Consider the following 13,856-nt stretch of genomic DNA (forward strand, 5'->3'; position numbering starts at 1 on the left):
CTCGTCTAGCGGGTCTTGATGACCAGGGTATTGGCGATCATGTCGTGCAGCCCGCGCTTGCGCTCGGTGAAGCCGACCATGATGTAGCCGATGCAGAAGATCAGGGCGGAGAGGATCTTGGCGAAATAGCGCCCGGTGGCATTGAGGAAGGTGAGGCGCTTGCCGTCGCCGGTCACGACCCTCAGCCCCATGGCCATCTTGCCGACCGTGGCGCCCCTCTCGGAACTCTCCATCAGGGCGAAATAGAGCCAGAAGACCAGGATCGACAGCAGGTTCGCCGTCGGGTCGATCTTCTCCGGATTGTCGAAGTCCATGTACTTGATGCCGAACACGGACATCACGACGCCCAGCACCAGGCTGACGAGGATGGCATCGATGATGTAGGCGACGACGCGGATCCAGAAGCCGCCGTAGCCGACTGGGGTGGTGCCCGGCGGCGTCGCATCCCAGACCGGCGGCGGAGGCGGGGCGGCGGAGCCTGAATTCGGGACGCTGGCCATGTCTTTCTCCCATGGAGGATCGGCGAAAACGACAATGCAACATTGGCCACAGGCGTTCCCGACTGCAAACAGAAACGGGCGGTGCCCTGCGGCACCGCCCGTCCTTCATCCGTCGTGAAACGGCGGTTACTGGAAGTCGCGAACGTCCGCGAGCGTGCCGCGGATGGCGGCGGCGGCAGCCATCGCCGGGCTCACCAGATGGGTGCGCCCGCCGCGGCCCTGACGGCCTTCGAAGTTGCGGTTCGAGGTCGAGGCGCAGCGCTGTCCGGGCTCGATGCGGTCGGCGTTCATCGCCAGGCACATCGAGCAGCCCTGCAGGCGCCATTCGAAGCCGGCCTCGATGAAGATCTTGTCCAGACCTTCCTTCTCGGCCTCGGCCTTCACCAGGCCGGAGCCCGGCACGACCATCGCCGAGACGTTCGCCGCGACCTTGCGGCCGCGCGCGATCTCGGCGGCGGCGCGGAGATCCTCGATGCGGCCGTTGGTGCAGGAGCCGATGAACACGCGGTCGATCGGCACGTCGACGAGGCGCGTACCCGGCGTCAGGCCCATGTAGGCCAGCGACCGGGTCCAGGCCTCGCGGCGGTTCTCGTCCGGCGCATTGGCCGGGTCGGGAACGACGTCGGTGATCGGCAGCGCGTCCTGCGGGCTCGTTCCCCAGGTCACCATCGGCGGAATGTCCGAGGCGTTGAGGTCGAGCTGCACGTCGAAGTGCGCGCCCTTGTCGGACGGCAGGCGGCGCCACTGGCTGAGCGCCAGGTCCCATGCCCCGCCCTTCGGCGAGAAGGGGCGGCCCTGCAGGTACTTGAAGGTCGTCTCGTCCGGCGCGATCAGGCCGGCGCGGGCGCCCGCCTCGATCGACATGTTGCAGACCGTCATGCGGCCTTCCATCGTGAGCTCGCGGATGGCGCGGCCGGCATACTCGATCACGTAGCCGGTGCCGCCGGCCGTGCCGAGCTTGCCGATGATGGCGAGGATCACGTCCTTGGCTGTGACGCCGAGCGGCAGGCTGCCCTCGACCGACACGCGCATGTTCTTGGCCGGCTTCTGGATCAGCGTCTGCGTGGCGAGCACGTGCTCGACCTCGGAGGTGCCGATGCCGAAGGCCAGCGCGCCGAACGCGCCGTGCGTGGAGGTGTGGCTGTCGCCGCACACGATCGTCATGCCCGGCAGGGTCAGGCCCTGCTCGGGGCCGATCACGTGCACGATGCCGCGACGCGGATCGTTCAGGCCGAAGTAGGGCACGTGGAAGTCGGCGACGTTCTTCTCGAGCGTTTCGACCTGGACGCGGGATTCCTCGTCCTCGATGCCCTGGCTGAAGTCCGTCGTCGGGGTGTTGTGGTCGGCGACCGCAATGGTGGCGTCGGGACGGCGCACCGGGCGTCCCGCCATGCGCAGGCCCTCGAAGGCCTGCGGGCTGGTCACCTCGTGGACGAGGTGACGATCGATGTAGATGACACAGGTCCCGTCGTCCTGGCGATGAACGACGTGGCTGTCCCAGATCTTCTCGAACAGGGTCCGCGGTGGCGGCGGCGGGGCCGGCGGCGTGGCCGACTTCTTGCGGAACGCCATGGTGCGCCTGCTACTTCTTTCCGCCGCCCTTGGCGGCGCGGACGTTCTTCTCTTCCTTCGGCTTTTCCTTCTTGAGCTTCTCGCGGCGCGGCCGCTTGAGAGCCTCCTCGGCCTGCGTGGCGATCAGTTCGCGCTGGGCCTCGGTGTCCTCGGCGATGCGGCTCGCCTTACCGCGCAGATCACGCAGGTAGTAGAGCTTGGCGCGACGCACGACGCCCTTACGGACGACCTCGATTTCCCAGATGTTCGGGCTGTAGAGCGGGAACACGCGCTCCACGCCTTCGCCGAAGCTGATCTTGCGCACCGTGAACGACGAGTTCACGCCGGCGTTCTTGCGGCCGATGCACAGGCCTTCATAGACCTGAAGCCGCTCGCGGTTACCTTCCTGCACCTTCACGTGCACCTTCAGCGTGTCGCCCGACTCGAAATACGGAACGGGCCGCTCTTCCTGCACCTTGTCGATCGTCGTCTGGCCGATCGCGTCGAGAATGTTCATCGCATCCATCCTTTCGTCACTTCTCATCGTTTCCCGCCGCGGTCCGGCGACGGGCCCACAGGTCGGGCCGCCGCCTCCGCGTGATCTCTTCCCGCTGCTTCATCCGCCAGTCGGCGACCTTGCCGTGATGGCCCGAGAGCAGAACCTCCGGCACGCGCCGTTCAATTCCATCGGGGCCAGCCCAGGTCGCGGGCCGGGTGTAGTGCGGGTACTCCAACAATCCGTCCTCGAAACTCTCCTCGTTCGCCGAATCGGCCGCGCCCATCACACCGGGCAGCAGCCGTACGCAACAATCCATCATCGCCATGGCCGCGATCTCGCCGCCCGAAAGCACGAAATCGCCGACCGAAATCTCCTCCAGCGCGTGGGCCTCGATGACGCGCTCGTCGACGCCCTCGAACCGCCCGCACACCAGCACCACGCCCGGCCCCGCCGCCAGCTCCCGCCCGCGCGCCTGACTGAACGGCGCGCCACGCGGCGAGAGCAGGACCTTCGGCACTTCCGGCCCCCCCGTTGCCTGGGCGACCGCCTCGATCGCCGCCGACAGCACGTCGGGTTTCATCACCATGCCGGCGCCGCCCCCGAAGGGCGCATCGTCCACCGTGCCATGGCGATCCCTTGCGAACCGCCTGATGTCGACGGCCTCCAGCGACCACACGCCCTCCCTGAGCGCCCGGCCGGCCAGGCTCTCGCCCAGCGGGCCCGGAAACATCTCCGGGAAGAGCGTCAGCGCTGTCGCGCGCCACACCGTCTCCTACTCCTCCTTCGCCGGCCCACCCGTCAGCAGACCTGCCGGCGGATCGACCGTTACCTTGCCGCCCTCGACGTCGATCTCGGGCACTGCCTCGTCGGTGAAGGGCAGCATCACCGAATTCCTCGATGCGCTGCCTCCCGACACCTCCATCGTCCGCCCGGCGCCGAAATCGTGGAAGGCCATGACCTTCCCCCAGTTCCGGCCCTCCCGGTCGAACGCGGCGAGCCCGATCAGGTCCGCCTCATACCACTCCCGCTCGCCCGTCTCCGGCAGCCGCTCGCGCTCCACGTAGAGCCGCAAACCCCGGACTGCCTCGGCCGCCGTGCGATCGGCTACGCCCTCGATCCGGGCCAGGACCGCCCCCTTTACGGAGCTCAGCGCCTCGACCCGGTACTCCTTCGTCCCTTTCTCGTCCGACAGTGCGCCATAGGAGGCGATCGCCATCGGATCCTCGGTGTAGCTCCGGATGCGCACCAGGCCGCGGACTCCGTGGGGTGCCGCAACGACACCCAGCAGGATGCGACCCTTGCTCACCGGGACCACCAGCCGATCAGGTGGCCGCAGCCTCCGCTGCCGGCGCGGCGGCCGCCGCCGCGGCGGCCTCGGCCTTCATGCGCTCCTGCGCCTTGGCGCGCGGGGCGGACTTCTTGGTCTGCTCGCGGCGCTCGCGCGGCTTCATCAGCTCGGCCTGTGACAGGAACTTCGCGACGCGGTCGGACGGCTGCGCGCCGACCTTCAGCCAGTGGGCGATGCGCTCCTTGTCGAGCGTCAGGCGCTGCGCGTGGTCGCGCGGCAGCAGCGGGTTGTAGGTGCCCAGCTTCTCGATGAAGCGGCCGTCGCGCGGGCTGCGCGAGTCGGCGACGACGATGTGGAAGAACGGACGCTTCTTGGCGCCGTGACGGGTCATGCGGATTGCGATCATTCTCTCAAGTCCTCTCTTCGATTCGTCTGATTTGGCCTACGTCTGATCTGTCTGACTTCGTCGAACCCTCAGCGCGGGAAACCCGGTGGGCCACCCATGCCCCCGAGGCTGCGCATGAAACCTTTTTCGCCGAGCTTGTTCACACGCTTCATCATCTTGAGCATGTCGGCGTGCTGCTTGAGCAGCTTGTTGACGTCCTGTACCTGCACGCCCGAGCCCTTGGCGATGCGCTTCTTGCGCGAGGCGTGGATCAGGTCGGGGTTGCGCCGTTCCTTCGGCGTCATCGCGAGGATGACCGCCTCCTGGCGCTTGAGCTGACCCTCGTCGATCTTGGCCTTGGACATCGCGGCCTTGGCCTGCATCGCGCCCGGCAGCATGCCCATCAGGCCCGACAGGCCGCCCATCTTGCGCAGCTGGCGCAGCTGGTTGAGCAGGTCGTCCATGTCGAACTGGCCCTTGCGGACCTTGGCGGCCAGCTTCTCGGCGTCTTCCTTGTCGATCGTCTCGGCGGCGCGCTCGACCAGCGAGACGATGTCGCCCATGCCGAGGATGCGGGAAGCGATACGGTCGGGATGGAACGGCTCCAGTGCGTCGAACTTCTCGCCGACGCCGATCAGCTTGACCGGACGGCCGGTCACGGCGCGCATCGACAGCGCCGCACCGCCGCGCGCGTCGCCGTCGACGCGGGTCAGCACGATGCCGGTGACGGCCAGCCGGTCGTTGAAGGCCTTGGCCACGTTCACGGCGTCCTGGCCGGTCATGGCGTCGGCGACGAGCAGCGTCTCCTTCGGCTTGGCCAGGTCGCTGATGTCGGCCACTTCCTTCATCAACTCTTCGTCGATGGAGAGGCGGCCGGCGGTGTCGAGGATGAGGACGTCGAAGCCTTCGCGCTTGGCGGTCTCGAGCGCGCGCCGGGTGATGGCGAGCGGCATCTCGAGCGGGACGATCGGCAGGGTCGGAACGCCGGTCTGCTCGCCCAGCACCTTGAGCTGGTGCTGCGCGGCCGGGCGACGCGTGTCGAGCGAGGCCATCAGGACCTTGCGCCGCGTCGAGAAGGTGCCGCCGAACATCTCGGCCGCCATGCCCTGCGGGCCCTGGCTGAGGCGATAGGCGATCTTGGCCGAGGAGGTCGTCTTGCCCGAGCCCTGCAGGCCGACCATCAGGATGACGACCGGCGGAATGGCGCCCAGGTCGAGATCGGCGACGGTCCCGCCCAGCATCTCGACCAGGTGGTCGTTGACGATCTTGATGACCATCTGGCCCGGCGTGACCGAGCGGATGACATCGGCGCCGATCGCCTTGGGGCGAACCTCGTCGACGAACTGGCGAACGACGGGCAGCGCCACGTCCGCCTCGAGCAGGGCGGTCCGCACCTCGCGCAGGGCCGCGTCGACATCGGCCTCGGACAGCGCACCGCGCCCCCTCAGCTTGTCGAATACGTCGCCCAGACGCTTGCTAAGACCCTCGAACATCGTGCTCCCGTTCGCTCAAAGACGTATCGCGCCGATGCGCGAACCTTCGCGGATCAGCGGAGCTCCCCGAAGGGGGAACCTTGTAAATCGGCACGACCGATTGAGCCGGCGGGGTATAAGGCTTGGCGCGTCAGGAGTCAAAACGCTTGGATGACCCGGCTAACTCTTTGAATAACAACAATTCTCCGCGGCTTCCGGGCTGGGCGATGCTGATCTTCGTGGCCGTCGCGCCCCTGATCGGGCTGGTCGTTTTCTGGCTTTTGCCGGGTCGGAGCAACCTGCTGGTGCTCTCGGCCTTCTTCGGGACCTGCCTGCTGGGCCTCCTCGTCGCCGTCCTGCCGCTGGGTCGCGATGCCCCGGCAGCCCTGGGCCTGCGGCCGGTCGGCTGGCGCCCGATCGTCTTCGGCGTGGTGGGAACGACCGTCCTCAGCTTCGCCGTCAGCCAGACCGGCCTGCAGCCCGAAGGGGTCCGGCAGGTTACGGAAGGTATCCAGAGAACCTCCGAGATACTAAAGACCCTGGCCGTTCTGGCCGTTCTGGCACCCTTGGCGGAGGAACTGGTCTTCCGCGGGCTGCTCTATGGCTGGCTGGCTGGACGCTGGAGCAACCTCGTCGCCTTCGTGCTGAGTTCGCTGGCCTTCGCCGCCGCCCATACGGAGCCCGTGCACATTCTCCTGGTGCTGCCGCTGGGCTTCTGGTTCGGCTGGCTGCGCTGGCGGACCGGCTCGCTGGTGCCGACGATCGTGGCGCATGTCGTCAACAATTCGATCGCCGTCGCAGGAGCCGCCTTCCTCGGCGGCTCCTGAACGGGAAGCTCAGGCGGCGAGCTTGCGCTCGACGAATTCCAGCCGGTCCTGGCCCCAGAAGATCTCGCCGTCGATGACGTAGGACGGGGCGCCGAAGACACCCTGCGAGATCGCATGCTGGGTATAGGCGTCGCGCTTCTCGGCGATGCCCGGCGCTTCGCTGGCCTTCATCACGGCGGCGCCGTCGAGGCCGCATCCGTCGATGATCGCCTTCAGCGTGTCCGGATCGCCGCTGTTCTTCTCCTCGGCCCAGAGACCGGTCAGCACCGCGTGCGCGACCTTGATCGCGTCCGCCATGCGGCCCTGCTCGCGCAGCGCGATGACGCACTTGGCGGCCGGCACCTCGTTGGCGGGAAAGAACTTGGGCTCCAGCGTCGTCTTCACGCCGAGATGGTCGCGCCAGCGCTTCAGCTCCATCATGCGATAGGCCTGGCGTTGCGGCGAGCGCTTGGGCAGCGGCAGGCCGCCGGACACGGCGAAGATCGAGCCGAAATCCACCGGCCAGATCGTGACGGTCGCGCCGTGCTTCTTCGCCATGGCGTCGAAGCGCGCCGAGCCGAGATAGGTCCACGGCGAATTCAGCGAGACATAGTAGTCGACGTGCTTGCCCATGCGGTTCCTCCGGTTGGTGGCGGACTGTGGCGCAAAGCCCGTCGATACGCCATCTTCGCGACGTGACTGCTTCTTCCGAAAAAGCCACCCCTGAACGAGCCATCGCCATCACCGGCGGCGACGCTGCCTATTTCGACCTGATGCGCGACTGCATCATGTCGCTGCAGGCGACGGACGAAGGGCGGAGGCTGGCGCTCGGCGTGCTCGATTGCGGCCTGACGGAGGAGCAGCGCGCCTGGTGTCGCGATCGCGGCGCGATCCTCGTCGTGCCCGACTGGGATTTCGACTTCCCGGCGCGCGAGACGCTGAAGGACGGCTACAAGGCGCTGACGGCGCGCCCCTTCCTGCCGCGCTATTTCCCCGGCTTCGATCTCTATCTCTGGATCGACGGCGACTGCTGGGTGCAGCAGGGCGATGCGATCGACCTGTTCCTGGCCGCCGCGCGGACCGGTGCGCTGGCGGTGGCGCCCGAGATCCATCGCTCGATGCGGCACTATCGGCATGCGTGGAAAGAATTCTCCACGATCAACGGCGCGGCGTTCGAGGCCTGCTTCGGCCGGGATGTCGCCGACCGGCTGATCCGCTACCCACTGATCAATGCCGGCGTCTTCGCGCTCGCAGCCGGCGCGCCCCATTGGCAGGGCTGGGCCGACCTGCTGGGCGCGGCGCTGCAGCGGTCCGCCGACATGACCGACCAGGTGGCGCTGAACGTCCTGGTCTACGACCGCGGCTTCGCCTGCGAACCGCTGCCCAGCCGCTGCAATTGGCCGGTGCATCACGCCACACCGGCCTGGGACGCCGGCCGCGGCCTGTTCGTCGAGCCCGCGATGCCCTACGAGGCGCTCGGCATCCTGCATCTCACGATCTACACCAAGCGACTCCCCACCCTCGACGTGCGCGAGATCGGGGGGCCGCAGGCCGGGCAGGTGCGGGCGCGCTCGTTGCGCTGGCCGGGCCGAACCGCCATATAGCGCCGCATGGCTGGAACGCCGTTTCTCAAGATGCACGGGCTGGGCAACGATTTCGTCGTGCTCGACGCGCGTGGGCACGCGCTCGATCTGACGGTGCCGCGCCGCCGCGCCATCGCCGACCGGCGCCTCGGCGTCGGCTGCGACCAGCTCATCGTGCTGGAGCCGCCGACCGAGGGCGAGGCCGACGTCTTCATGCGCATCTACAATCCCGACGGCAGCGAGGCGCAGGCCTGCGGCAACGCCACGCGCTGCGTCGCTTCCGTGGTGATGGACGAACTCAAGGCCGAAGAGGCGACGATCCAGACGATCGCCGGGCTGCTCGAATCGCAGAAGGTCGGCCGCGGTGCCAACGGCCTGCCGGTGATCTCCGTCGACATGGGACTGGTGCGCATGGACTGGCGCGAGATTCCGGTCGCAATGGCGTGCGACACCAACCACATGCCGGTTGGCCTCGGCCCGCTGCAGGATCCGGTCGGCACCAACGTCGGCAACCCGCACGCGACCTTCTTCGTCGACGATCTGACTTCGATCCCGATCACCGAACTGGGTCCGAAGCTGGAGCACGATCCGTTCTTTCCCGAGCGCGTGAATGTCGGCGTGGCCCAGGTGATCGGCGAGAACAAGGTGAGGCTCAGCGTCTGGGAACGCGGTGCGGGCCTTACGCTCGCCTGCGGGTCGGGCGCCTGCGCGGCCGGCGTCGCCGCGGCGCGGCGCGGGCTGACGGGCCGAAAGGTCGATGTCGTCGTCGAGCACGGCACACTCACCATCGAGTGGCTGCGGGACGATCATGTTTCGATGACCGGCGGCATATCGCTCGCCTACCGGGGCGAACTCGACCGCTCCCTGCTTTCCTGAGGTGCCGCGGTGAGCGAGACGGAACCCGAAAAGAAGGGCTGGTTTGCGCGGTTGCGCTCCCGGGTAGCGCCGACCGTCGAGCCGCCGAAGGCGCCCGAGCCCGAGGTCGAAAAGCCCGAACCGGTCGAGCCGGCCGCCGCGGCCGCGCCGGAAGCACCGGTCGCGGCGCCGTCGCCGGAGCCGATCCCCGCGCCGGTGGAGACCACCCTGGAGCCCGAGCCGGCGGCCGTCGAGACGGCGATCGTGGCCGAGGCACAAGCGGTCGAGCCGCAATCGATCGAGCCACCGCCGGTCGAGAAGAAGGGCTGGCTGTCGCGCCTGCGCGAGGGCCTGTCCAAGTCGACCAAGAAGGTCGCCGAGAGCATCACCGGCCTCTTCACCAAGAAGAAGCTCGACCAGCAGACGCTCGACGATCTCGAGGATGTCCTGATCCAGGCCGATCTTGGTGTCGCCGTTGCCGGACGGCTCGTGGCCAAGCTCGGCAAGGAACGCTTCGGCAAGGAAGTCACCGACGAGGAGGTGCGCGCCGCCTTCGCCGAGGACATCGCCGAGATTCTCAAGCCGGTCGCCGTGCCGCTCACCATCGATGCCGCGCGGAAGCCGCATGTCGTGCTGGTGGTCGGCGTGAACGGCAGCGGCAAGACCACGACCATCGCCAAGCTCGCCGGCCTCTACAAGGGCGAGGGCCGTTCGGTGATGCTGGCGGCGGGCGACACGTTCCGCGCCGCCGCGGTCGAGCAGCTCAAGGTGTGGGGCGATCGCGCCGGCGTGCCGGTCGTCTCCAAGCAGACCGGTGCGGATGCCGCGGGCCTTGCCTACGAGGCGCTGGAGCGGGCGCGCGCCGAGAAGACCGACGTGCTGCTGATCGACACCGCGGGCCGCCTGCACAACAAGACCAACCTGATGGAAGAGCTCGCCAAGATCGTGCGCGTGCTCGCCAAGCTCGATCCCGAGGCGCCGCATTCCTGCCTGCTGGTGCTCGATGCCACGACCGGCCAGAACGCCCATGCCCAGGTGGAGACGTTCAAGGCCATGTCGCCGGTCGATGCGCTGGTCCTCACCAAGCTCGACGGCAGCGCCAAGGGCGGCGTGCTGGTGGCGCTGGCCGAGAAGTTCAAGCTGCCGGTCGTCGCCATCGGTGTCGGCGAGGGCATCGACGACCTGCGGCCCTTCGAGGCACGGGCTTTCGCGCGCGGATTGATGGGATTGCCGGCATGAGCGAGAAGAGCAGCGACGACAACGGCATGCGCAAACTCTACGCCACGGCGCTGGAACTGGGACCGCTCGTTCTGTTCTTCGCGGCCAACGGCCGCTGGGGCATCTACTGGGGCACGGGTATCTTCATCGTCGCCACCGCGGTCGCGCTTCCCTGCTATCGCTGGCTGGAGAAGCGCTGGCCGGTGATGCCGCTGGTCGGGGGCTTTTTCGTTCTGGTGTTCGGCGGCCTCACCATCTGGCTGCAGGACGAGACCTTCATCAAGCTGAAGCCCACCATCGTGAACTGCCTGTTCGCGGTGATCCTGGGCGGCGGCCTGGTGCTGTTCCAGAAACCGCTGCTGAAGCCATTGTTCGGTGCAGCCTTCAAGCTCACCGACGAGGGCTGGTATCAGCTCACCATGCGCTGGACGATGTTCTTCTTCGTGCTGGCCATCGTGAACGAGGTGATGTGGCGGAACTTCCCCACGGACACCTGGATCGCCAGCAAGATGTTCCTGAGCTTCCCGCTCACGCTGGTCTTCGCGTTCCTGCAGATCCCGCTGCTGAAGAAGTACTGGGACGGCGACGACAATCCCTTTGCGCGGGGTAGTTGAGGCCGAGCAGAGCTCGGCCAGGGAGCGGCAGGACATTGCTTGCAATGTCCGGGAGCGTCGAAGAACGATCGTTCCTCATTGCCCTCCGTCGCGTACACCTCCCCATCTGAATGGGGCAGAAGGAGCTCAAACCCCCGCGGGCTTCCTCGGCGGCCACATGCGGGCGAGGTCGCCGGTGGGATTGGAGTAGGTCGAGAAGTCGGACTTGTCGCGCGATTCGTGGAAGTGGGCGAGCGCCCAGACCACCGTCGGGAAGGCGAGCTGGTCCCATGGAATGTCGGCCCAGTCGACCAGCGCCACTTCCTCGCTCTCGACGCCGCAGGCGATGTCGGGCGTGACCAGCTTGGCGCGATACATGATCTGCACCTGGCCGATGCGCGCCACGCTGTACATGGCCAGCAGCCGGTCGATCTCGATGGTGGCGCAGGCCTCTTCCCGCGCTTCGCGCTGCGCCGCCTGCTCGGTCGTCTCGCCGAGTTCCATGTAGCCGGCGGGAAGGGTCCAGAAGCCCTTGCGCGGTTCGATGGCGCGCTTGGCCAGCAGGATCTTGTCCTCCCACGTACAGACCGCGCCCGCGACGACCTTGGGGTTCTGGTAGTGGATGAACTCGCAGCGGCCGCAGACCAGCCGCTCGCGATTGTCGCCGTCGGGAACCCGCTTCTCGAAATGCTCGGGCGGATCCCACGGCAGGCGCGGGCGGTCGGGAGGTGTCGTGGGGGCGCTCATGGCGCCGACGCTACGCCGCCCGTATCAGCGCCGCAACGCCGGGCAGGGTCTTGCCTTCCATCCATTCGAGGAAGGCGCCGCCCGCGGTCGAGACGTAGGAGAACTTCTCCTCCACGCCGGCCGCCGCCAGCGCCGCCACGGTGTCGCCGCCGCCGGCCACCGACAGCAGCTTGCCCGCCGCGGTGAGGCGCGCCACGTCCTGCGCCAGCGCCATCGTGCCGGTGTCGAACGGCTTGATCTCGAAGGCACCGAGCGGACCGTTCCAGACGACGGTCGCGCAGTCGGCCAGTTCCTTCTGATAGAGCGCGATCGTCTTGGGGCCCACGTCGAGGATCATCTTGTCGTCGGGGCAGGCGTCGGCGTCGACCACGACATGCGGGGCGTTGGCCTTGAATTCGTCCGCCGCCATGATGTCGACGGGCAGCAGCACCGCGCACTTCGCCGCCTTGGCCTTCTCCAGGATCTCGAGCGCGGTTGCGGCGAGGTCCTTCTCGCACAGCGACTTGCCGACCTTGATCCCCTCCGCATGCATAAAGGTGTTGGCCATGCCGCCGCCGATGATCAGCTTGTCGACCTTGCCGACGAGATTGCCGAGCAGGTCGAGCTTGGTGGAGACCTTGGCGCCGCCGACGATCGCGCACACCGGCCGCTTCGGGCTGCCCAGCGCCTTGTCGAGCGCCTCCAGTTCGCCCTGCATCAGGCGACCGGCGACCGCCGGCAGGCGGTTGGCGAGGCCCTCGGTCGAGGCATGGGCGCGATGGGCGGTCGAGAACGCATCGTTCACATAGACGTCGCCCAGCAGCGAAAGCTTGTCGATGAAGCCCGCCTCGTTCTTCTCCTCCTCCTTGTGGAACCGCAGGTTCTCGAGGAGCAGCACGTCGCCCGCCTTCATGTTGCGCACGGCCTCCTCGGCAAGCGGGCCGATGCAGTCCTCCGCGAAGCCGACCGGCTTGCCCAGCGCCTGCTCAAGCGGCTCGACCAGCGGGCGCAGCGTCATTTCGGGCACGCGCTTGCCGTCGGGGCGGCCGAAATGGCTGAGCACGATCACCTTGGCGCCCTTGGCCGCCAGTTCCTTGATCGTGGGCGCCGCGCGCTCGATGCGGGTCGCATCGGTCACCTTGCCGTTCTTCATCGGCACGTTGAGATCGACGCGCACCAGCACGCGCTTGCCGGCCATGTCGGTGGAATCGATCGTCTTGAAGGTGGTCTGCGGCATGAACTCTCTCTTGTCTGTCGAACGGCCGTCTTGCGATGCCGCCGTCTAGCGTTTCCGAATGACGAATACCAGCACCTCGCCCTCGCGGGTCGCGGAGACCAGCTCGTGGCCGGTCTGGCGGCAGAAGGCGGGGAAGTCCGCTTCGGCGGCGGGATCGGTCGCGCGCACCGTGAGCAGTCCGCCCACATCCAGCTCGCGCAGCTTGCGGTTGGCGCGCAACACCGGCAGGGGGCAGAGCAGGCCGGTCGCGTCGTATTCCAGCGTGTCGGTCATTTGGGCCTGTAATATTGCATGGCTTCGGGCAGCCAGCGCCGGATATCGGCGATGCGCGTCGTGTCCGCGGGATGGGTGCTGAGCCATTCCGCCTGTCGCTTGCCGGAACTTGCGGCCCGCATGCGCTCCCACAGGCCGACGGCCTCGCGCGGGTCGTAGCCCGCCAGCGCCATCAGCACGAGACCGATCCGGTCGGCTTCCGATTCCTGCGCCCGGGACATCGGCAGGATGTAGCCGACCGTCGCGCCGGCGCCGACCGCGGCCATCATGGCCGGCAGATAGGTGCGGCTGCGGCCGCTCACCGTGGCCGAGAGCGCCACCGCCGCCGCCGTGGTGCCGACCGACGCCACCATCTGGTCGCTCATGCGCTCCGCCCCGTGGCGCGCCAGGGCATGGGCGACCTCATGGGCGATCACGACAGCCATGCCCGCCTCGGTCCGGGTGATCGGCAGCAGGCCCGTATAAACCACGATCTTGCCGCCGGGCAGGCAGAAGGCGTTCGGCTCGTTCTTGTCGACGGTCTTGAATTCCCAGCGAAAGTTCGGCGCGCGCCACAATTCCTGTGGCGGCCGCTCGGCGGCGGCGGCGATGCGGCGACCGACCTTCTCGACCAGCGCATTGGCCTGCGCGTCGCGCGACAGCGTCTCCTTGCTCAGCACCTCGCGATAGGCCTGCAGACCCATCTGCCGTTCCTCGCTTTCGCTGACCAGCATCATCTGCGAGCGCCCCGAAACCGGCGCCGTCTCGCAGGCGGAGAGCAGGGACGTGAGACTGCACAGGATCAGCAGCAGACGTGAGCCGAAAGCCATGCCGAGAAGTCTAGGGAAGGCGTTCCGGGAGGTCGAGCGTGCGCCGCGCGAGGGCGTGCTA

Annotated in this window: 17 protein-coding genes; 5 read left to right on the top strand and 12 right to left on the bottom strand. The window is 67.8% G+C overall.

Translation table 11 applies throughout. From position 1 onward, the window contains the following. Positions 1–5: 5 nt before the first annotated feature. The 7 genes from LJ725_RS23620 to ffh all read right to left on the bottom strand — a co-directional run bounded on the left by LJ725_RS23620 (position 6) and on the right by ffh (position 5,716). Complete coding sequence (locus LJ725_RS23620) at positions 6–500, bottom strand: RDD family protein (RefSeq protein ID WP_230553403.1); 495 nt, start codon at positions 498–500, stop codon at positions 6–8. Between the two features lie 126 nt (positions 501–626). Beyond that, positions 627–2,072 carry a 3-isopropylmalate dehydratase large subunit gene (leuC, locus tag LJ725_RS23625; protein ID WP_230553404.1) on the bottom strand — a complete coding sequence of 482 codons (1,446 nt, stop codon included), beginning with the start codon at positions 2,070–2,072 and terminating at the stop codon, positions 627–629. 10 nt (positions 2,073–2,082) lie between these two features. Next, positions 2,083–2,568, bottom strand: coding sequence for a 50S ribosomal protein L19 (gene rplS, locus LJ725_RS23630; RefSeq protein WP_289297505.1), 486 nt, complete (start codon positions 2,566–2,568; stop codon positions 2,083–2,085). Positions 2,569–2,584: 16 nt separating this feature from the next. Continuing rightward, positions 2,585–3,316, bottom strand: coding sequence for a tRNA (guanosine(37)-N1)-methyltransferase TrmD (gene trmD, locus LJ725_RS23635; protein ID WP_329958389.1), 732 nt, complete (start codon positions 3,314–3,316; stop codon positions 2,585–2,587). 6 nt (positions 3,317–3,322) lie between these two features. Further along, positions 3,323–3,856: a ribosome maturation factor RimM gene (gene rimM, locus LJ725_RS23640; protein WP_230553405.1), complete on the bottom strand. Its 534-nt coding sequence runs from the start codon at positions 3,854–3,856 to the stop codon at positions 3,323–3,325. Positions 3,857–3,872: 16 nt separating this feature from the next. After that, positions 3,873–4,244 carry a 30S ribosomal protein S16 gene (gene rpsP / locus LJ725_RS23645; RefSeq protein WP_230553406.1) on the bottom strand — a complete coding sequence of 124 codons (372 nt, stop codon included), beginning with the start codon at positions 4,242–4,244 and terminating at the stop codon, positions 3,873–3,875. Between the two features lie 68 nt (positions 4,245–4,312). Continuing rightward, positions 4,313–5,716 carry a signal recognition particle protein gene (gene ffh, locus LJ725_RS23650; RefSeq protein WP_230553407.1) on the bottom strand — a complete coding sequence of 468 codons (1,404 nt, stop codon included), beginning with the start codon at positions 5,714–5,716 and terminating at the stop codon, positions 4,313–4,315. Between the two features lie 206 nt (positions 5,717–5,922). Between ffh and LJ725_RS23655 the strand changes: the two genes are divergently transcribed. Further along, positions 5,923–6,522, top strand: a complete 600-nt coding sequence (locus LJ725_RS23655) for a CPBP family intramembrane glutamic endopeptidase (RefSeq protein WP_230553408.1) — start codon at positions 5,923–5,925, stop codon at positions 6,520–6,522. 9 nt (positions 6,523–6,531) lie between these two features. On the opposite strand, the gene LJ725_RS23660 is transcribed toward LJ725_RS23655, so the two are convergent. Beyond that, on the bottom strand, positions 6,532–7,134 hold the full coding sequence (locus tag LJ725_RS23660) for a 2-hydroxychromene-2-carboxylate isomerase (RefSeq protein WP_230553409.1): 603 nt from the start codon (positions 7,132–7,134) through the stop codon (positions 6,532–6,534). 62 nt (positions 7,135–7,196) lie between these two features. On the opposite strand from LJ725_RS23660, the gene LJ725_RS23665 reads away from it, so the two are divergent. From LJ725_RS23665 to LJ725_RS23680, 4 genes are read left to right on the top strand one after another with little or no spacing between them, the layout of a single operon-like run. Beyond that, positions 7,197–8,105, top strand: a complete 909-nt coding sequence (locus tag LJ725_RS23665; RefSeq protein WP_230553410.1) for a hypothetical protein — start codon at positions 7,197–7,199, stop codon at positions 8,103–8,105. A 6-nt stretch (positions 8,106–8,111) separates the two neighbouring features. Continuing rightward, a complete protein-coding gene (dapF, locus tag LJ725_RS23670) occupies positions 8,112–8,960 on the top strand; it encodes a diaminopimelate epimerase (protein ID WP_230553411.1) in 849 nt (282 codons plus the stop codon). Positions 8,961–8,969: 9 nt separating this feature from the next. After that, entirely contained in the window at positions 8,970–10,178 is a 1,209-nt protein-coding gene (ftsY, locus tag LJ725_RS23675; RefSeq protein ID WP_230553412.1) for a signal recognition particle-docking protein FtsY, read from the top strand. After that, on the top strand, positions 10,175–10,771 hold the full coding sequence (locus LJ725_RS23680; RefSeq protein WP_230553413.1) for a septation protein A: 597 nt from the start codon (positions 10,175–10,177) through the stop codon (positions 10,769–10,771). Before ftsY ends, LJ725_RS23680 begins: the two co-directional genes overlap by 4 nt. 126 nt (positions 10,772–10,897) lie before the next feature. On the opposite strand, the gene LJ725_RS23685 is transcribed toward LJ725_RS23680, so the two are convergent. The 4 genes from LJ725_RS23685 to LJ725_RS23700 are packed head-to-tail and all read right to left on the bottom strand — an operon-like array spanning position 10,898 to position 13,795. Then, positions 10,898–11,497, bottom strand: coding sequence for an NUDIX hydrolase (locus LJ725_RS23685; RefSeq protein WP_230553414.1), 600 nt, complete (start codon positions 11,495–11,497; stop codon positions 10,898–10,900). A 10-nt stretch (positions 11,498–11,507) separates the two neighbouring features. After that, the gene (locus LJ725_RS23690) at positions 11,508–12,713 is read right to left on the bottom strand and encodes a phosphoglycerate kinase (RefSeq protein ID WP_230553415.1); all 1,206 of its coding nucleotides are present in this window, start codon (positions 12,711–12,713) and stop codon (positions 11,508–11,510) included. Positions 12,714–12,758: 45 nt separating this feature from the next. Next, entirely contained in the window at positions 12,759–12,986 is a 228-nt protein-coding gene (locus tag LJ725_RS23695; RefSeq protein ID WP_230553416.1) for a sulfurtransferase TusA family protein, read from the bottom strand. Next, entirely contained in the window at positions 12,983–13,795 is an 813-nt protein-coding gene (locus LJ725_RS23700) for a M48 family metallopeptidase (RefSeq protein ID WP_230553417.1), read from the bottom strand. Before LJ725_RS23700 ends, LJ725_RS23695 begins: the two co-directional genes overlap by 4 nt. Positions 13,796–13,856 lie beyond the last annotated feature (61 nt).

The organism is Reyranella aquatilis, assembly GCF_020880995.1.
Taxonomy (GTDB): Bacteria; Pseudomonadota; Alphaproteobacteria; order Reyranellales; family Reyranellaceae; genus Reyranella; species Reyranella aquatilis.

What these genes read in the sequence shown, in the direction of transcription:
- LJ725_RS23620 (WP_230553403.1), bottom strand. Translation starts at nt 500, where the DNA reads ATGGCCAGCGTCCCGAATTCAGGCTCCGCCGCCCCGCCTCCGCCGCCG.
- leuC (WP_230553404.1), bottom strand. Translation starts at nt 2,072, where the DNA reads ATGGCGTTCCGCAAGAAGTCGGCCACGCCGCCGGCCCCGCCGCCGCCA.
- rplS (WP_289297505.1), bottom strand. Translation starts at nt 2,568, where the DNA reads ATGAACATTCTCGACGCGATCGGCCAGACGACGATCGACAAGGTGCAG.
- rpsP (WP_230553406.1), bottom strand. Translation starts at nt 4,244, where the DNA reads ATGATCGCAATCCGCATGACCCGTCACGGCGCCAAGAAGCGTCCGTTC.
- ffh (WP_230553407.1), bottom strand. Translation starts at nt 5,716, where the DNA reads ATGTTCGAGGGTCTTAGCAAGCGTCTGGGCGACGTATTCGACAAGCTG.
- LJ725_RS23655 (WP_230553408.1), top strand. Translation starts at nt 5,923, where the DNA reads ATGCTGATCTTCGTGGCCGTCGCGCCCCTGATCGGGCTGGTCGTTTTC.
- LJ725_RS23660 (WP_230553409.1), bottom strand. Translation starts at nt 7,134, where the DNA reads ATGGGCAAGCACGTCGACTACTATGTCTCGCTGAATTCGCCGTGGACC.
- dapF (WP_230553411.1), top strand. Translation starts at nt 8,112, where the DNA reads ATGGCTGGAACGCCGTTTCTCAAGATGCACGGGCTGGGCAACGATTTC.
- LJ725_RS23680 (WP_230553413.1), top strand. Translation starts at nt 10,175, where the DNA reads ATGAGCGAGAAGAGCAGCGACGACAACGGCATGCGCAAACTCTACGCC.
- LJ725_RS23685 (WP_230553414.1), bottom strand. Translation starts at nt 11,497, where the DNA reads ATGAGCGCCCCCACGACACCTCCCGACCGCCCGCGCCTGCCGTGGGAT.
- LJ725_RS23690 (WP_230553415.1), bottom strand. Translation starts at nt 12,713, where the DNA reads ATGCCGCAGACCACCTTCAAGACGATCGATTCCACCGACATGGCCGGC.
- LJ725_RS23695 (WP_230553416.1), bottom strand. Translation starts at nt 12,986, where the DNA reads ATGACCGACACGCTGGAATACGACGCGACCGGCCTGCTCTGCCCCCTG.
- LJ725_RS23700 (WP_230553417.1), bottom strand. Translation starts at nt 13,795, where the DNA reads ATGGCTTTCGGCTCACGTCTGCTGCTGATCCTGTGCAGTCTCACGTCC.